Source organism: Micromonospora sp. CCTCC AA 2012012 (assembly GCF_040499845.1).
Classification (GTDB): domain Bacteria; phylum Actinomycetota; class Actinomycetes; order Mycobacteriales; family Micromonosporaceae; genus Micromonospora; species Micromonospora mangrovi.
On sequence record NZ_CP159342.1, the window covers coordinates 5,200,462 to 5,216,643 of the forward strand.

The window sequence follows — 16,182 nt, forward strand, 5'->3', positions numbered from 1 at the left end:
ATGAGCACCCTGATCGGCTACCTGACCAGCCTCGACGCCCCCCGACGCGAGGTCGCCGGGAAGCTGTGCGACGTCGTCGACGCCGCCCTGCCCGAGGCCACCGCGGCGATGTGGCACGGCCACCCGACCTGGAGCCTGGGCGACCGGCCCGGCAAGGTGCCGCTCTGCCTGGTCAAGGCCTATCCGGCGTACGTCACCTTCGGCCTGTGGCGCGGCCAGGAGGTCACCGACACCTCCGGTCGACTCACCCCGGGTGCCCGACGGATGGCCTCGGTGAGACTCCGTGCGGTCGACGAGATCGACCCGACCCTCTTCACCGACTGGCTGCGGCAGGCGTACGCCCTGGAGAACCGGTGACCGGCGTCCGGGTGACCGGCTTCGACCACCTGGTGCTCACCGTCGCCGACGTGGAGCGCGCGATCGACTTCTACTGCGGCACGCTCGGGTTGGAGCCGGTCCGGGTCGACCAGTGGCAGGCCGGTGAGGTCCCGTTCCCGTCGGCACGGGTCGACTCCGGCACCATCATCGACCTGGTACGCGGTGACCGGGCCGGCGCCAACGTGGACCACCTCTGCCTGGTGGTCGAGCCGGTGGACTGGCAGCAGGTCATCGACGCGGGGGACTTCGAGGTGCTGGTGGGGCCGGTGCCGAGGTTCGGGGCCCGGGGCAGCGCCACCTCGATCTACGTCCGCGACCCGGACGGCAACACCGTCGAACTCCGCTGGTATCCGCAGGACACCTGAACCGCTCCGGAGCGCGGCCGTCCCGGGTGGACGGTCGCCTCCGGGGCTACCCGACGAAGACGCAGAACGGGTGGCCGGCGGGGTCGGCGTACACCCGGAGGGGTTCCTCGGGGTCGTCGATGCGGTCGCGCAGCAACCGGCCGCCGAGGTGCAGGACGCGGTCGTGCTGCACCCGCAGCTCCTCGACCGAGGTGACGGTCAGGTCCAGGTGCAGCTGCTGCGGCACCGGACCGTCCGGCCAGCTCGCCTCCGGCAGCCGCTCGACCTGCTGGAAGGCGATCTGCGGGGCGCCGTCCGGGGTGCGCAGCACGAGCCAGTCCCGGCCTCGCTCGTCCGGGTGGCCCGCTTCCGGTGGCTCGTCACCGGGTCGGTAGACCAGACCGAGCAGGGCCCGGTAGAACTCGGCCAGCGCCCTGGCGTCGGTGCAGTCGAGCACGACCTGACACAGCCGGGGCACGCTCTCCCGATCGACCACCCCCATCACCTCCGGGAGCCATTCTGCCTCCGGGTGATCACCACCGCTCGGCTCACCGATGACGCCGTCGATCCCACGGGCGTGGCGGACGTGCCGGAGCAGAGAGACCTCCACGCAGCCGAACCCGCCCGCCCCCGGATCGAGTTGATCTCCATTAGCATCGGCGGCATGACGACGCGGCTCGTGCAGATCAACATGAAGGCTCGGAACGACTCCGCGCTGGGCGCCTTCTGGGCGGAGGCGCTCGGCTGGGGGATCTCCAGCGAGGGACCCGGCGTGACCAACCTCGAACCCGAGGGCTTCGTCTATCCCGACCCCGTCGCCGTGTGCATCGACATCGTCGTCTCCCCGGAACCCAAGACGGTGAAGAACCGGGTGCACGTCGACCTCGCCACCACCTCGGCGGCGCATCACGCGGAGCTGGTCGGCCGCCTGCGCGAGCTGGGGGCCACCCTCGCCGACGTGGGCCAGGGCGACGTCCCGTGGACGGTCATGGCGGACCCGGAGGGCAACGAGTTCTGCGTGCTGGACTGGCGCGACCCGGTCCAGGACACCGGACCGATCGCCACCGTGGTGGTCGACTGCGCCGATCCACGAGGGATGGCCCGCTTCTGGGGCGAGGCGACGGACTGGACCGTGCACAAGGTGACCGACCAGAACGCGGTGCTGCGCTCCGCCAAGGGCGTCGGCCCGTACCTGCAGTTCCTCCGCACCCCCGACGTGAAGACCGGGTGGAACCGGGTCCACCTCGACGTCCGTCCCTATCCGGGCGACGACCTGGAGGCCGAGGCGGCCCGGCTGCGGGCTCTCGGTGCCACCGCCGTCGACCTGGAGCAGGAGGTCCCGTGGAAGGTCCTCGCCGACCCGGAGGGCAACGAGTTCTGCCTGCTCACCCCGGCCTGACGCCGGCCCTCTTCAACGCCGAAGGCCCTGGTCGGGACTGTCGTCCTGACCAGGGCCTTTCGCGTGGAGCGGGTGACGGGAATCGAACCCGCACTGTCAGCTTGGGAAGCTGATGTTCTGCCATTGAACTACACCCGCAGGCGGCACCACTGTACCTGAGGTCACCAGCCCCGTGCACCCAGGTACCCCGGGGCGCGCCGACGCCCGACCGGGGGCGGCGAAACCTCGCCGACACGATCTTGAAATCACCGGCATGTGCCGAAGCACCGGAAAGTTTCACTGCGGCAACATATGACCGTTCTCAAATCTGTCTATGCGATGTAACGTCTCCCACACGTTCTCAGCCACGGCGTGACATACCCCCTGTCATGCCGCCAGAAAGAGGTGGGCCCATGGGACTCCGTCCCAACCTGCTGACCCGGCGTACCGCCGGTGTCGCGTCGACGACCCTCGCGCTGCTGCTCAGCACCGCCGCGGTGGGCGTCCTTCCCGCTGCTTCCGCCTTCTCCGCCGCCCCCGCCGGGTCCTGCGCCCAGCCGACGGACGCACACTCGGACGCGCGGGTGAAGAAGGGTGGCACGACCAAGCTGGACCCGAACGCGCTGACCGCCAAGCAGGTCCGTGAGCGCGAGGCCGACCTCGCCGCCGCGCTGCGTGAGCGGGCGAACTTCCGGGCGGGCGCCGGTGCCACCACGCTCGCCACGGTGACCATCCCGGTCGTCGTGCACGTCATTCAGCGGGACACCACCCGGGCCGGCGGCAACATCCCGGACTCGCTGGTCACCGCGCAGATCGACGTGCTGAACAAGGCGTACAGCGGTGCCACCGGCGGTGCTCCGACGGCCTTCAGCTTCCAGCTCCAGAAGGTCCACCACGTCACCAACGCCGCGTGGTACCCGATCGTGAACGGCTCGACCGCCGAGCGGAACATGAAGACCGCGCTCCGCGAGGGCGGCAAGAACACCCTCAACATCTACCTCGGTGAGCTGAGCGACAGCCTGCTCGGCTGGGCGACCTTCCCGAAGCGCAAGCTGGACAGCATGGACGGCGTGGTCGCGCTGAACGAGTCGCTGCCGGGCGGGACCGCCACCAACTACAACGAGGGTGACACCGGCACCCACGAGATCGGCCACTGGCTGAACCTCTACCACACCTTCCAGGGCGGCTGCTCCGGCTCGGGTGACAGCGTCGGTGACACCCCGGCCGAGGGCTCGGCGGCGTACCAGTGCCCGACCGGGCGGGACACCTGCACCGCGACCGGCCTGGACCCGATCACCAACTTCATGGACTACACCTACGACTCCTGCATGTACCAGTTCACCCCTGGTCAGGCGAGCCGGATGCTGACCGCGTGGAACGCCTACCGCGCGGCGTAACCCCCAGCACGACAACGGTGCCGGCCCCGTCGAACGGGGCCGGCACCGGCGTGTTTCCGGGCTCGGCGTGCGCGGCTCAGGCGGCCGTGCGGCGGGTGTCGAAGCCCCGCCGGCCACGCAGACCCTCGCCGGCGGCGATCGGGGACGCCGGAGCGGCTCCCCGGGGGTCGAGCCAGACCTGCACCGCGGGTCGGTCGTCAGCCGGGCGGATCCCGCCCTGGGCGCGGCGGGTCAGCATCGCCACGTCGACGGTGAACTCGAAGAGCCGCCAGTCGACCCGGGGAGCGGCGCGGCCGATCTCGGCCAGTCGCGCCACCCGCGCGGGGTCGGTCACGAGACGGGCGTGACCGGCCACGTAGGCCTCGTCGTCGCTCTCCTCGGGCGGGAACGAGTGCAGCGCGTAGCGACCGTCGCGTTCGAGGTCACGGCGCTTGGGCGAGTCGACGACGAAGCAGTAGAGCCCATCGTCGGTGATGACCGGGGAGACCGGGTGGACGCGGGGCCCACCGTCGGCACGGACCGTGGCGAGATAGCCGAAGCCCGGCCCGTACTGCTGCATGAGAAGGCGGATCTCGTCGGCGAGGCGGGGCTCGTCGGCGGCGAATTCGGACCAGGAAGCCATGCGGACATTCTATCGAACACACGTACGAACGCGCAGTCCGACACGCAGTCCGACACGCCACTCGCCGACACCGGTCGCTATGGTGTTCCGATGCTGCTCTCCGACCGCGACCTGGTCTCCGAGATCAAGGCGGGCACGCTCGCGCTGGAGCCCTTCGAGCCGACGCTGGTGCAGCCGTCCAGCATCGACGTACGCCTGGACAAGCTCTTCCGGGTCTTCAACAACCACCTCTACACGCACATCGACCCGGCGATGCAGCAGGACGACCTGACCTCGATGGTCGAGGTGCCCGAGGGGGAGCCGTTCGTGCTGCACCCGGGCGAGTTCGTGCTCGCCTCGACGCTCGAGGTGATCTCGCTGGGTGATCAGCTCGCCGGGCGACTGGAGGGCAAGTCCAGCCTGGGCCGGCTCGGGCTGCTCACCCACTCCACCGCCGGCTTCATCGACCCGGGTTTCTCCGGGCACGTCACGCTGGAGCTGTCCAACGTGGCGAACCTGCCGATCACGCTCTGGCCCGGCATGAAGATCGGCCAGCTCTGCATCTTCCGGCTCTCGTCGCCGGCCGAGCACCCGTACGGCTCCGCCGTCTACGGCTCGCGTTACCAGGGCCAGCGCGGCCCGACCCCGAGCCGCTCCTGGCAGAACTGGCGCACCTGGCCGATCCGCTGACCGCGTCGGCGCGGGGCCCCTTCCAGGGGAAGGGACCCCGCGTCACCCGTCAGCCGGGGCGGCCGTAGCTGTTGATCTGGCCGTCGTCGACGCGCTTCATGGTGATGGGCTTGCCGGACTGGGAGGCGTGCACCACCCAGCCGTCGCCGACGTACATGCCGACGTGGTGCAGGTCGCTGTAGTAGAAGACCAGGTCACCGGGGCGCAGCTCACTGCGGCTGACCCGTCGGGTGACGTCGTGCTGCTGCCGCGCGTTGTGCGGCAGCGAGACGCCCGCCTTGTCCCAGGCGGCCATGGTCAGGCCGGAGCAGTCGAAGTGGTCCGGGCCGGCGGCGCCCCAGACATAGATCTTGCCGATCTGGGCGCAGGCGAACTTGACGGCGATCCCGGCGGGACCGCCCGGGTAGCCGGACGGGCAGGGTGCGGGCCGCAGCGGACCGCCGCCGCCGCTGCCGTACACCTTGAGCCGGAGCTTGCCGAGGCGGGCGATCTCGGCGTTGATCTGCTGCTTCTTCGCTCCGAGCTGGGCCTTGGTCCGGGCCAGCTGGGCGACCATCTCGTCCAGCGGCTTCTTCTTCGCGGCCAACTGGTCGCGGAGGTCGACGACGGACCGCACCTCCTGCGCCTGGCGGTGCGCGAAGCGGTCGAGCAGCTCCAGGCCGGTCAGCACGTCGCCCGGTGAGCGGCTGCCGAGCAGCGCGTTCACCGTGCCCACGTTCTGACCCTTGTACGCCTCGGCGGCCAGCCCGCTGACCTGCCCCATGGCGAGGTCGACCTGGAGCTGGAGCGGGGCGATCTGCTTGGCGAGGGCGTCGGCCTGCCTGGTCTTGACCGCCAGGTCCTGACTGGTGGCGTTGTACTGCTCGATGACCGGTTCGAGCTTTTCCCAGTCCTGGTCGATCTGACGTTCGATCTCGGTGACCGAGGGTTCGGCGTGGGCCGCCGTGGCGCCGCCGGTCAGGACGACCGCGGTGCCGGCCAGGGCGGCGAGGAGGGTGGTGAAGCGGGACCAGCGTGGGCGCGGCGCAGCCGTCATCCGGTCGACCGACCGGACCGACGGTCGCCGCGGGGCATGGTGTGCCACCGGGCTTCCGTACTCCTTCTTCGTGACCGCCTACCGGGTTAGCTGACGGGTTCGGGCGGGAAGGGAGCCGCCCTACCGCAGTGCTGCGGATTCACCCCGGTTACCTGGGTCCCCGGTTCGCCCGGAGGCGACTCGGCGGTGTCCGACCGTGACCCCCCGGGTTGGACGGTCCAGTTTCCGGTCGACGATTGACCAGAGTAGAGATGGCCGTTATCGATCCGCAACCCGCGACGCCGTGACACTCCGTACCTGTTCCGCCGGGTCGACCGGACTCGATGAAGGATTCTTTCATGCAACATCATTAAGCGGAAAGTATTGACCCGAGGCGGTGCCCGGGGCGAGGGTGAGCACGCAGTGACCCCCGTCGGACCTGGAGGTTCCATGCACCTCACCCCCGTTCCACCGCGCGCACGGATCGTGCTCGCCACCGCCGTGGCGGCGGCCACCGTCCTGCTCGTCACCGGACCGGTCGTCGCCGACCCCGCCACCGCGGGGACCACCGAACCCACCGACCGCCAGCAGCAGTACGCGGCAGCCGCCGCCGAGTACGGCGTACCGGAGAGCGTTCTGCTCGGCGTCTCCTACCTCGAATCCCGCTGGGACACCCACCCCGGCCAGCCGAGCACCAGCGGCGGCTACGGCCCCATGCACCTGACCGACGCCGCGCAGGTCGCCGCCACCCCGTCCAGCTCGCACGTCGACGAGAACGAGGACCCCCGGGGCGACGAGTCCCGCCCGCTGACCGTCGACACCGCCGCTGCGGCCGAGCCGGCCGGCGACCTGCTGCCGTCGGCGTCCCTGCAGACCCTCGACGCGGCTGCCGCGCTCACCGGCGTGGCCGAGGAGACGCTGCGCGACGACGCCGCCGCCAACATCCGTGGCGGGGCGGCGCTGCTCGCGTCGTACCAGAGGGCGCTGGCCGCGCCGGTCGGTGCCGGCAGCGACCCGGCGGCCTGGTACGGCGCGGTGGCCCGGTACTCCGGCGCGGACACCGAGGACGCCGCGGCGGCCTTCGCCGACGAGGTGTACGACCAGATCGGCCTCGGCGCGACCCGGACCACCGACGACGGGCAGCGGGTCACCCTCGCCGCCGTCGCGGTGACGCCGGACGAGTCCGGCCTGCACAAGCTGGGACTGCGCCGGGCCGAACGGCCGGACGGCCTGGAGTGCCCGGTCCGCCTCGCCTGCGAGTGGATCCCCGCGCCCTACGAGAAGTACGGCCCGAACCCGGGCGACTACGGCAACCACGACCTCGGTGAGCGGCCGGCGCAGCAGAAGATCGAGTACATCGTCATCCACGACACCGAGGGCTACTTCGGCCCGAGCGTCAAGCTGGTGCAGACGAAGACCTACCTGGGCTGGCACTACACGCTGCGCTCGGTGGACGGCTACGTCGCCCAGCACATCAAGGCCAAGGACGTCGGCTGGCACGCCGGCAACTGGTACGTCAACGCGAAGTCGATCGGCATCGAGCACGAGGGCTTCGCCGGCCACGGCACCTGGTACACCGAGGCGATGTACCGGACCTCGGCGAAGCTGGTCCGGCACCTGGCGCTGCGGTTCCAGATCCCGCTGGACCGGCAGCACATCCTCGGCCACGACAACGTCCCCGGCACCACCGCCGGCACGGTGGCCGGCATGCACTGGGACCCGGGGCCCTACTGGGACTGGTCGCACTACTTCGACCTGATGAAGGCGCCGTTCCGGGGCACCGGCACCGCGCACACCGGCCTGGTCACCATCGACCCGGACTACGCCACCAACCAGCCCGCCTTCACCGGCTGCAACCAGCAGCCGCCCGGCGTGCCGAAGCCGACCCCGCCGGCCGCCCCGTGCCCGCTGCGCGGCTCCTCGGCGGTCGTCCTGCGCACCGCGCCGAGCCCGGACGCGCCGCTGGTCAACGACCGGGGCCTGCGGCCCAACGGCACGCCGGACACCATGTACATCTCCGACCACGGCGCCCGTGCCTCCGCCGGCCAGACGTACGCCCTCGCGGGTGTGCAGGGTGACTGGACCGCGATCTGGTACCTCGGCCAGCGCGCGTGGTTCCTCAACCCGCCCACCGCGCCGACGGCGACCTGGGCGCAGGGCTTCGTGGTCACCCCGAAGCCCGGCCGCGCCAGCATCCCGGTGTACGGGCGGGCCTACCCGGAACGGGAGGCGTACCCGGCGACCATCCCGTACCAGTCGATCTCGCCGTTGCAGTACACCTTCGCCGCCGGCCAGCGGTACGCGCTCGGCGGGATCGTCCCCGGCGAGTACTACCGGGCGGTCTCCTTCGACGGCTCCGCCCCCGGTGACCGCACCGTGGTCCGCGGCACCAACCGGTACGTCCAGATCCAGTTCGGCCACCGGGTGATGTTCGCGAACCTGGACGACGTGCTGATCCTGCCCGCCGCGGTCGGCACCCCGCAGTAGCCGACCCACGACGACGAAGGCCCCCGCTCGCTGCGAGCGGGGGCCTTCGTGCGCGGCAGGGATCAGGTGACCCGGCGGAAGCCGGCGACCGGCATGTAGGCGATCTTCGTGACCTGGACCGGCTTGCCGGTCCGGGGAGCGTGGATCATCATGCCGTCGCCGAGGTAGAGGCCGACGTGGTGCAGGTCGCTGAAGAAGAAAACCAGGTCGCCGGGGCGGGCGTCGTCGCGGGAGACCGCCTTGCCCTCGTTCCACTGGGCGCCGGTGAAGTGGGTCAGATAGATGCCGGCCGCCTTGTAGGCGTACTGGGTGAGGCCGGAGCAGTCGAACGAACTCGGGCCGGTGGCACCCCAGACGTACGGGTCGCCGACCTGCTGGCACGCGACGCGGATCGCGGTCTGCGCGGCACTGCTCACCACCCCGTTGATGGTCGGGCAGCCGGTGACCTTCACCGTGGTCTTCGGCAGCGAGGCGGTCAGCCGCTTGATCTCGGCGTCGATCTGCTTCTTCTTCGCCGCCAGCTCGTTCTGCTGCTTGATCTGGGTCTCGATCAGCGCGTCGAGCTTCCGCTTCTGCCGGTTGAACTTGTCCCGGATGGCGAGCACGCCGGCGACCTGCTTGCGCTGCTGCGCGGCCAGCCGGTCGAGGATGGTGAGCTGCTCGGTGAGCGTGCCGGGCTTGGCGTCGACCAGCAGCGCGCCCAGCTCCTGCGACGGGCCCTGCATGTAGTAGTGCGAGGCGAGGTCGCCCACCCGGTTCATGGCGAGGGTCGACTCCAGCTCCAGCGGAGCCATCTTCTGCTCGAGTTCGGTCGACTTCTGCTTGTTGACCTTCAGCTCGGCGCGGACCTTGTTGTAGTCCTCGATGGTGGGCTCCAACTGCTCCCACTGCTTGTCGATCTGGGCCTCGATCTCGTCCACCGAGGGCGGCGCCGCGTGCGCGGGCGCGACGGCCACCCCGGCGCCGACCGCGACGGCCGCGACCAGGGTGAGCAGACGGTGTACGACCCGGCGCACGCCGACCCGCCGGGTGAGCGGCGAGATCGGGGCGTGACGATGAGGGGGCATGGTTGCCACCGGCACCGACTCCTTTTGCGACCGGCCGCCGGGCGCCTCGCGAGGGGGGAAGGGCGAGACAGACGAGCCACAGCGACCGGTGCCCCACATTAGGGAAGGCCGCGAGCGGAATCAAGGTGACCTTTTGTTCAATCACGTCTGTGCAACCGCTTGCACACCAAGGGTATTTGCTCAGGTCCCAACGATAGCTGTCAATACGTCATCGAGGGTCACCACTCCGAGCGGACGACGACCGTCACTCACCAGGACCATGTGCCGCCGCTCGCGCCGCATCGACAGCAACAGGTCGGCCAGCGTACGGTCCGGCGGCACCACCGCCAGCGGACGGTAGACCTCCGCCGGCACCGGGGCCCGCCGACTCGCGCCGGCATAACCGAGGACGTCCTTCACGTGCACGAATCCGAGCACCCGACGGGTCGACCGCTGCACCACCGGGAAACGGGACCGGCCCGTCCGGGTCGCCAGCACCTCCAACGAGGCGGGCGACACGTCCTCGGCGACCGTGGTCACCGTCGACCACGGTTGCAGCGCGTCGCCGGCCGTCCGGCTGTGCAGCGCGAGCGCACCCGTGATCCGGGCGTGCTCCTCCGCGTCCAGCAGCCCCTCCGTCCGCGCCTGGGAGACCAGGCCGGCCAACTCCTCGGCGGTGAAGACCGTCTTCACCGCGTCGGTCGCCTCGACCCCCCACAGCCGCAGCACCTGCCGGGCCGCCCACTTCATCGCCAGCAGCAGCGGCTTGGTGGCCACGCAGAAGGCCAGCATCGCCGGCCCCAGCCACAACGCCGACGTCTCCGGACCGGCCAGGGTGATGTTCTTCGGGACCATCTCACCGACCACGGTGTGCAGGAAGACCACCACACCGAGGGCGATGACGAAGGCCACCGGGTGCACCGCGCCGGCCGGCAGCCCGACCGCCTCGAACGGCGTCTCCAGCAGGTGCGCCAGGGCCGGCTCGGCGATCGCGCCCAGCCCCAGCGAGCAGACCGTGATGCCGAGCTGCGCCCCGGCGATCATCAGCGGGATCTGGTTCATCGCCGACAGCGCCCAGCGGGCCCGCTTCGAGCCGGCCGCGAGAGGTTCGATCACCGTACGGCGGGAGGCGATCAGGGCGAACTCGCCGCCCACGAAGAACGCGTTGCCGAACAGCAGCAGCGCGGCCACCAGCAGTTCACTCACCGTCGTCGGGCTCCTCCGGCCGGAGCACCCGGACCTGTTCGATCCGGTGCCGGTCCACCTCGACCACGGTGAACTCGTAACCGGCCTCCTCGACCGTCTCACCGGGCACCGGGATGTGCCCCAGCCGGGCCATCAGGAAGCCGGCGAGCGTCTCGTACGGCCCCTCCGGCAGCCGGAAGCCGGTCTGCTCGGCCAGCTCGTCCTCGCGCAGCACCCCGTCCACCAGGGTGGTCCGCTCGCCGCCCGGCACGGTCAGCTCGGCCGGGTGCAGGTCGTCGACCGCGTCCGGGTCGAACTCGTCGGCGATCTCCCCGACCAGCTCCTCGACCAGGTCCTCGACGGTCACCACGCCGTCCGTGCCGCCGTACTCGTCGACCACGATGGCCAGGTCGGCGCCGGCTGCCTTCAGCGCGGCGAGGACCCCGTCGAGGTCCAGGCTCTCTGGCACGTACACCGGCTCGCGGGCGACCGCCGCGACGGTCGTCGAGGCCCGGCGGTCCAGCGGTACGCCGAGCGCGTCGGGCACCCCCGCCACGCCGGTGACCAGGTCGAGGGTCTCCTCGTAGACGGGGAAGCGGGTGCGGCCGGTCTCCCGGGAGAGGTCCAGCAGCTCGGCGACGGTGACGGTGGCCCGCAGGGCGATCACGTCCACCCGGGGGGTCATCGCCTCGGCGGCCCGCTTGTCGCCGAACCGGATGGTGCGGCGCAGCAGCATCGCGGTGTCCGGCGGGAGCGCACCGGCCCGGGCGGAGATCGCCGCGAGCAGCCCCAGCTCCTCCGGCGACCGGGCGCTGGCCAGCTCCTCCTGCGGCTCCACGCCGAGCTGGCGGACCAGCCGGTTCGCCGAGTCGTTGAGCCCCCGGATCAGCCAGCCGAACGCCCGGGAGAAGCTGCGCATCGGGGCGGCGGTGACCAGCGCGGCCGGCATCGGCCGGGCCAGCGCGAGGTTCTTGGGCACCAGCTCGCCGAAGAGCATCGACAGCAGCGTCGCCAGGGCGAGGGCGAGCACCGGGCTGAACCGCTCGGCGCCCCCCACCGGCCGCAGCAGCGGGGCGAAGAGTCGGGCCAGGGCCGGCTCGGCCAGATAGCCCGTCAGCAGGGCGGTGATGGTGATGCCGAGCTGCGCCCCGGAGAGCTGGAAGGAGAGCTCACGCAACGCCCGGCGGACGGTGGTGGCCCGGTTGTCGCCCTCGCCGGCCCGCCGCTCGATCTCCGCGCGGTCCACCGTGACGAGGGCGAACTCGGCCACGACGAAGAACGCGTTGCCGGCGGTCAGCAGGACGAAGCCGACCAGGGGCAACAGCGTGGTGACCAGTAGGCCGTCGATGATCGCCTCACCTCGGACGGGATTCTCCCACGCCTCCGCCGCCCCACACGAGCCACGCACCGGTCCCCCGGGGGACGACAGCGGCGTCACCCGGACAGGGGTGACGCCGCTGTCGGCGTGGGCGTGAGGTCAGGCGGGGGTGGGGGCGGTCTCCTCCGCGCCTGCCGGGTCCCCGGGCTTGAGGGAGCGCAGCAGCACGCTGGCGACGTCGACGACCTCGACGTCCTCCCCGGCGCCCTTGCCGTTGACCCCGTCGTTGAGCATCGTCGAGCAGAACGGACAGCCGACCGCGATGGTCTTCGCCCCGGTGGACATGGCCTCCTCGACCCGGTCCACGTTGATCCGCTTGCCGATCTTCTCCTCCATCCACATCCGGGCGCCACCGGCACCGCAGCAGAAGGAGCGCTCGCTGTTGCGGGGCATCTCGGTGATCTCACCCTGGATCGAGTCGCCGAGCACCTCACGGGGAGCGGCGAAGACCCGGTTGTGCCGGCCCAGGTAGCAGGGGTCGTGGTAGGTCACGCCGCCGTCGACCGGCTGCACCGGGGTGAGCTTGCCCGTGCTGACCAGGTGGGCCAGGAGCTGGGTGTGGTGGACCACCTCGAACTCGCCGCCGAGCTGGCCGTACTCGTTGCCCAGGGTGTTGAAGCAGTGCGGGCAGGTGGCGACGATCTTGCGCTTCGTCTTCTCCCGGCCCTCGAACGCCTCGTTGAGGGTCTCGACGTTCTGCTGGGCGAGCATCTGGAAGACGAACTCGTTGCCGATCCGGCGGGCCGGATCACCGGTGCAGGTCTCGCCCTCGCCGAGGATGGCGAACTTCACGCCGGCCTCGTTGAGCAGCGTCGCCACCGCCCGGGTGGTCTTCTTGGCCCGGTCCTCGAACGCCCCGGCGCAGCCGACCCAGAACAGGTACTCGAAGTCCTCGACCTCGCCGACCCGCGGCACCTCGAAGTCCAGCCCCTTGGTCCAGTCCTCGCGGGTGTTCTGCGGGGCGCCCCACGGGTTGCCCTTGTTCTCCAGGTTGCGGAGCATGACGCCGGCCTCGGAGGGGAAGCTCGACTCGATCAGCACCTGGTAGCGCCGCATGTCGACGATGTGGTCGACGTGCTCGATGTCGACCGGGCACTGCTCGACGCAGGCGCCGCAGGTGGTGCAGGACCAGAGGACGTCGGGATCGATGATCCCGCCCTCCTCGGCGGTGCCGATCAGCGGCTTGTTCGACTCGGCCAGGGTCAGCACGTCCAGGTGGGCGAGCTGCGCCTCGGTCGCCTTCTCCTCGCCGGTCAGGTCCTTGCCCCCACCGGCCAGCAGGTACGGCGCCTTGGCGTACGCGTGGTCGCGGAGGCTCAGCACCAGCAGCTTCGGCGACAGCGGCTTGCCGGTGTTCCAGGCCGGGCACTGCGACTGGCAGCGGCCGCACTCGGTGCAGGTGCTGAAGTCCAGCAGGCCCTTCCAGCTGAACTGCTCGACCTGGGCGACGCCGAACTGGTCCTTCTCCGGGTCGGCCTCCTCGAAGTCGAGGGGCTTGCCGTCGCTCATCATCGGGCGGAGCGCGCCCAGGCCGGAACCGGCGGGCTTGGCCGGCTCACGCTTGAAGAAGATGTTGAAGAACGCCAGGAACCGGTGCCAGGCGACACCCATGGTGACGTTCAACGAGATCACGATGAGCCAGGTCATCGAGATGATGATTTTGATCAGCGCGGCGACGCTGGCGCCGCTGGACCAGGCGGGGAGCACCGCGCCGACGGCGTGGCTGAGCGGGGTCGCCCAGAGCGGGTACTCGAAGTGGTCGGTGGCGACCTTGAAGCCCCGGATCACGAATCCGAAGATCAGGACCAGCAGCACGATCCACTCGACGAAGTAGCCCTGCCACATCGTGGAGCCGGTGAACCGGGACCGGCCGCCCGGCCGGGTCGGCCGGTTGCGCAGCCGGATCGCCATCAGCACCAGGATGCCGATCAGGCCGAGGATGCCGATCCACTCGGTGACCAGGCCGAAGATCGTCCAGCCGCCGATGATCGGGAGCCCACCGCTCGGCGTGACGACCTCGAAGTACGCCTCGAGCACCAGCAGGGAGAGCACGACGAAACCGACCATCACGGTCCAGTGCGCCGCACCCACCACGCTCCACTTGAGCATCCGGGTGTGACCGACGGTCTCCGTCAGCATGGTCTTCGTACGGGTGCCCTTGTCGGTGAACCGCTCCGGTGCCGGTTGCCCCAGTCGGATCACCGCCGTCATCTTCATGACCGCGCGCACCGCAAGCCACACCGCCACGGCGGTGATGGCGGCCGCGAGGATCGTGGTGACGATCTGGACGCTGCCCATCGAGTTGGCCTCCCGGTCTGCTGCCTGTCGAGCGGCTCGGCGACCGGGGTCGGCTCACGGAGCGGGTGGCGTGGCGCCACTCCCGCTTCCCCGACCCGACCGGTCGATGACCTCGCTCCGCTCGGTCATGCAGTGCAGCCTACGCGCAAGGTTACCCAGCAGTAACGTGAGTCATCTCGCATCCGGCCACGCCGCCCTGCGCACACCTTAGGTGGACCCGGCGCGTCCCGCCGGTCAGGGGCGTCGTGGCGTGACGTACGTCCATCCCCGGACGGCCCGGCAGGCCCGTCCGGGAGGGCGACCGCGTGGCTCGGCACACGGCGACGGCCCGACCCCCGGCGGCGCCGGCTCTCAGCGATGGAACGCCGGAGCCGTCGCCGCGGGAACCGGGCCGGAACTCGACCGGGTCAGCGCCAGCGGGAGAGCAGGACCAGGGAGGCGACCATCGCGCCGAAGCCCACCGCGAGGTTCCAGTAACCCCACGTGGCGACCGGGTACGCCTGCTCGGAGAGGTAGTAGATGACCAGCCAGCCGATGCCACCGACGATCAGCGCGACGGCCGTGATCGGCAGCCAGACCGGGCTAGGCTTGCGCGTCGCCGCCGTCGCCGTCGGACGTACGTCCGTCGGCGGGGTGTACACCTTCTTCTTGCGGACCTGAGACTTGGGCACGACGCTCTCCAGAGGGGGTGACGACCTCGTCCGGCCTGACAACCGGGCGCGGGGGCGACGGTCCATGGCCAATAATGTTCGACAGCTAGCGTAGTCCCGACGGACCGTCCAGGCCACGAATGGGGTCAGGCCGGTGCGCGGAGTGACCGAAAAGGGCGGGACTTTTTCGGGTCGGGCACCCGGTCCGCGTTCCCGCGGCCCGACATGAGACGACGGGGAAGGAACGCTCCGTGGAGTACACATCCGGCGCCGCCTCCTGGCAGAAGGTGCTCCGGCGGGCGGTCGCCGGACTGCTGCCACGACGGCCACGGCAGCGACGGCCGGGCTGGTCCATCGGGGTGCCGCTGATCGCCGCCGCCGCCGGACTGCTCTTCACCACGACCGCCACCACCGCCGGCGGCACCGCCCTGCGCGAGGACCGTCGTCCCCAGCTCACCCAGTTGATCGAGGACCGCCGGGAAGAGGTGGCCGCGAGCGAGCTGCGCGCCGCCCGGCTGCGCGCCGAGGTCGAGAGCGAGACGGCCGCCCTCGCCAACACCGACCGACCGATCCGACTCCAGCAGGAGCGGGCCGACGCCAGCCGGCAGGCCGCCGGGTTCACCGCGCTCGCCGGCAACGGCATCACGATCGAGTTGAACGACGCACCACCCCGCCGCGACGACCAGCCCCTGCCGAAGGGCGCCAGCAACGACGACCTGGTCGTCCACCAGGGCGACGTCCAGGCGGTCGTGAACGCGCTCTGGGCGGGCGGGGCCGAGGCCATGTCAATCATGAACGTCCGCGTGCTCAGCACCAGCGCGGTACGCTGCGTCGGTAACACCCTGCTACTGCACGGCCGGGTGTACTCCCCTCCGTTCAAGATCGTAGCGATCGGCGATCCGGATGCCCTCAGGCAGGCCCTCGCCGCGTCCGAGGGAGTGCGGTTGTTCAAGGAAGCGGTGGACCACTACCAGCTCGGTTACCGCGAGACGGTCTCCCGGGTCACCGTCCCGGCGTTCGAGGACTCGACCTCGCTGCGCTCCGCGAAGGTCCCCCGGTGACCGAGGACGGTCGCGACGGACGCCATCGCGATCAGAGCGAGGATCCCACCGCGTTCCTCCGCAAGGTCGAACGGCCGGCACCGCCCCGCCCTCCGCTCCACCTGCCCTGGCCCGACGGGGACCAGCGAGCCGAACCGGCCCGTCGTGCCACCCGTCCCCCCGCCGGCCCCGACCGGCCCCCCGCCGGCTCCCGGGCTCCCGGGGGTGGCTCCGGCGACCCGTACCGCTCGGCGCCCCCGGCCTGGCCCGGTAACGCCCCCAACCGCCCGTCGAA

Annotated in this window: 15 protein-coding genes, 1 tRNA gene and 1 riboswitch; of the genes, 7 read left to right on the forward strand and 9 right to left on the reverse strand. The window is 71.0% G+C overall.

Annotation, left to right across the window (positions count from 1 at the left end):
• Both ABUL08_RS23280 and ABUL08_RS23285 read left to right on the forward strand, forming a co-directional pair.
• Entirely contained in the window at positions 1-357 is a 357-nt protein-coding gene (locus tag ABUL08_RS23280; RefSeq protein WP_350932094.1) for a DUF1801 domain-containing protein, read from the forward strand.
• Positions 354-743, forward strand: a complete 390-nt coding sequence (locus ABUL08_RS23285; protein ID WP_350932095.1) for a VOC family protein — start codon at positions 354-356, stop codon at positions 741-743. Before ABUL08_RS23280 ends, ABUL08_RS23285 begins: the two co-directional genes overlap by 4 nt.
• A gap of 46 nt (positions 744-789) precedes the next feature.
• Here the strand turns inward: ABUL08_RS23285 and ABUL08_RS23290 are convergent, their stop codons facing one another.
• Complete coding sequence (locus ABUL08_RS23290; protein ID WP_350932096.1) at positions 790-1,218, reverse strand: VOC family protein; 429 nt, start codon at positions 1,216-1,218, stop codon at positions 790-792.
• A 168-nt stretch (positions 1,219-1,386) separates the two neighbouring features.
• Here ABUL08_RS23290 and ABUL08_RS23295 point away from each other — a divergent pair, with 168 nt between their 5' ends.
• Positions 1,387-2,121, forward strand: coding sequence for a VOC family protein (locus ABUL08_RS23295; protein ID WP_350932097.1), 735 nt, complete (start codon positions 1,387-1,389; stop codon positions 2,119-2,121).
• A 64-nt stretch (positions 2,122-2,185) separates the two neighbouring features.
• Here ABUL08_RS23295 and ABUL08_RS23300 read toward each other — a convergent pair.
• Positions 2,186-2,259: transfer RNA gene (locus ABUL08_RS23300), tRNA-Gly, on the reverse strand.
• 254 nt (positions 2,260-2,513) lie between these two features.
• Between ABUL08_RS23300 and ABUL08_RS23305 the strand changes: the two genes are divergently transcribed.
• Positions 2,514-3,497 (forward strand): zinc metalloprotease, encoded by a 984-nt coding sequence (locus ABUL08_RS23305; protein ID WP_350932098.1) that lies wholly within the window; start codon positions 2,514-2,516, stop codon positions 3,495-3,497.
• 76 nt (positions 3,498-3,573) lie between these two features.
• On the opposite strand, the gene ABUL08_RS23310 is transcribed toward ABUL08_RS23305, so the two are convergent.
• Positions 3,574-4,119 (reverse strand): pyridoxamine 5'-phosphate oxidase family protein, encoded by a 546-nt coding sequence (locus tag ABUL08_RS23310; protein WP_350932099.1) that lies wholly within the window; start codon positions 4,117-4,119, stop codon positions 3,574-3,576.
• Positions 4,120-4,209: 90 nt separating this feature from the next.
• Between ABUL08_RS23310 and dcd the strand changes: the two genes are divergently transcribed.
• Entirely contained in the window at positions 4,210-4,788 is a 579-nt protein-coding gene (dcd, locus tag ABUL08_RS23315) for a dCTP deaminase (RefSeq protein ID WP_350932100.1), read from the forward strand.
• A 49-nt stretch (positions 4,789-4,837) separates the two neighbouring features.
• Here the strand turns inward: dcd and ABUL08_RS23320 are convergent, their stop codons facing one another.
• Positions 4,838-5,824 (reverse strand): C40 family peptidase, encoded by a 987-nt coding sequence (locus ABUL08_RS23320; protein WP_350932101.1) that lies wholly within the window; start codon positions 5,822-5,824, stop codon positions 4,838-4,840.
• A gap of 59 nt (positions 5,825-5,883) precedes the next feature.
• A riboswitch (cyclic di-AMP (ydaO/yuaA leader) is annotated at positions 5,884-6,020 on the reverse strand.
• 233 nt (positions 6,021-6,253) lie between these two features.
• Here ABUL08_RS23320 and ABUL08_RS23325 point away from each other — a divergent pair.
• On the forward strand, positions 6,254-8,290 hold the full coding sequence (locus ABUL08_RS23325; protein WP_350932102.1) for an N-acetylmuramoyl-L-alanine amidase: 2,037 nt from the start codon (positions 6,254-6,256) through the stop codon (positions 8,288-8,290).
• Between the two features lie 62 nt (positions 8,291-8,352).
• Here the strand turns inward: ABUL08_RS23325 and ABUL08_RS23330 are convergent, their stop codons facing one another.
• The 5 genes from ABUL08_RS23330 to ABUL08_RS23350 form a co-directional block, all read right to left on the reverse strand.
• Positions 8,353-9,357 (reverse strand): C40 family peptidase, encoded by a 1,005-nt coding sequence (locus ABUL08_RS23330; RefSeq protein WP_350932103.1) that lies wholly within the window; start codon positions 9,355-9,357, stop codon positions 8,353-8,355.
• A gap of 180 nt (positions 9,358-9,537) precedes the next feature.
• Complete coding sequence (locus tag ABUL08_RS23335; RefSeq protein WP_350932104.1) at positions 9,538-10,542, reverse strand: hemolysin family protein; 1,005 nt, start codon at positions 10,540-10,542, stop codon at positions 9,538-9,540.
• Positions 10,535-11,842 (reverse strand): hemolysin family protein, encoded by a 1,308-nt coding sequence (locus ABUL08_RS23340; RefSeq protein WP_350938795.1) that lies wholly within the window; start codon positions 11,840-11,842, stop codon positions 10,535-10,537. Before ABUL08_RS23340 ends, ABUL08_RS23335 begins: the two co-directional genes overlap by 8 nt.
• A 156-nt stretch (positions 11,843-11,998) precedes the next feature.
• A complete protein-coding gene (locus ABUL08_RS23345) occupies positions 11,999-14,197 on the reverse strand; it encodes a (Fe-S)-binding protein (RefSeq protein ID WP_350932105.1) in 2,199 nt (732 codons plus the stop codon).
• Positions 14,198-14,604: 407 nt separating this feature from the next.
• Complete coding sequence (locus ABUL08_RS23350; RefSeq protein ID WP_350932106.1) at positions 14,605-14,868, reverse strand: cell division protein CrgA; 264 nt, start codon at positions 14,866-14,868, stop codon at positions 14,605-14,607.
• Between the two features lie 230 nt (positions 14,869-15,098).
• Between ABUL08_RS23350 and ABUL08_RS23355 the strand changes: the two genes are divergently transcribed.
• Positions 15,099-15,908: a DUF881 domain-containing protein gene (locus tag ABUL08_RS23355; RefSeq protein WP_350932107.1), complete on the forward strand. Its 810-nt coding sequence runs from the start codon at positions 15,099-15,101 to the stop codon at positions 15,906-15,908.
• Positions 15,909-16,182: the final 274 nt, after the last annotated feature.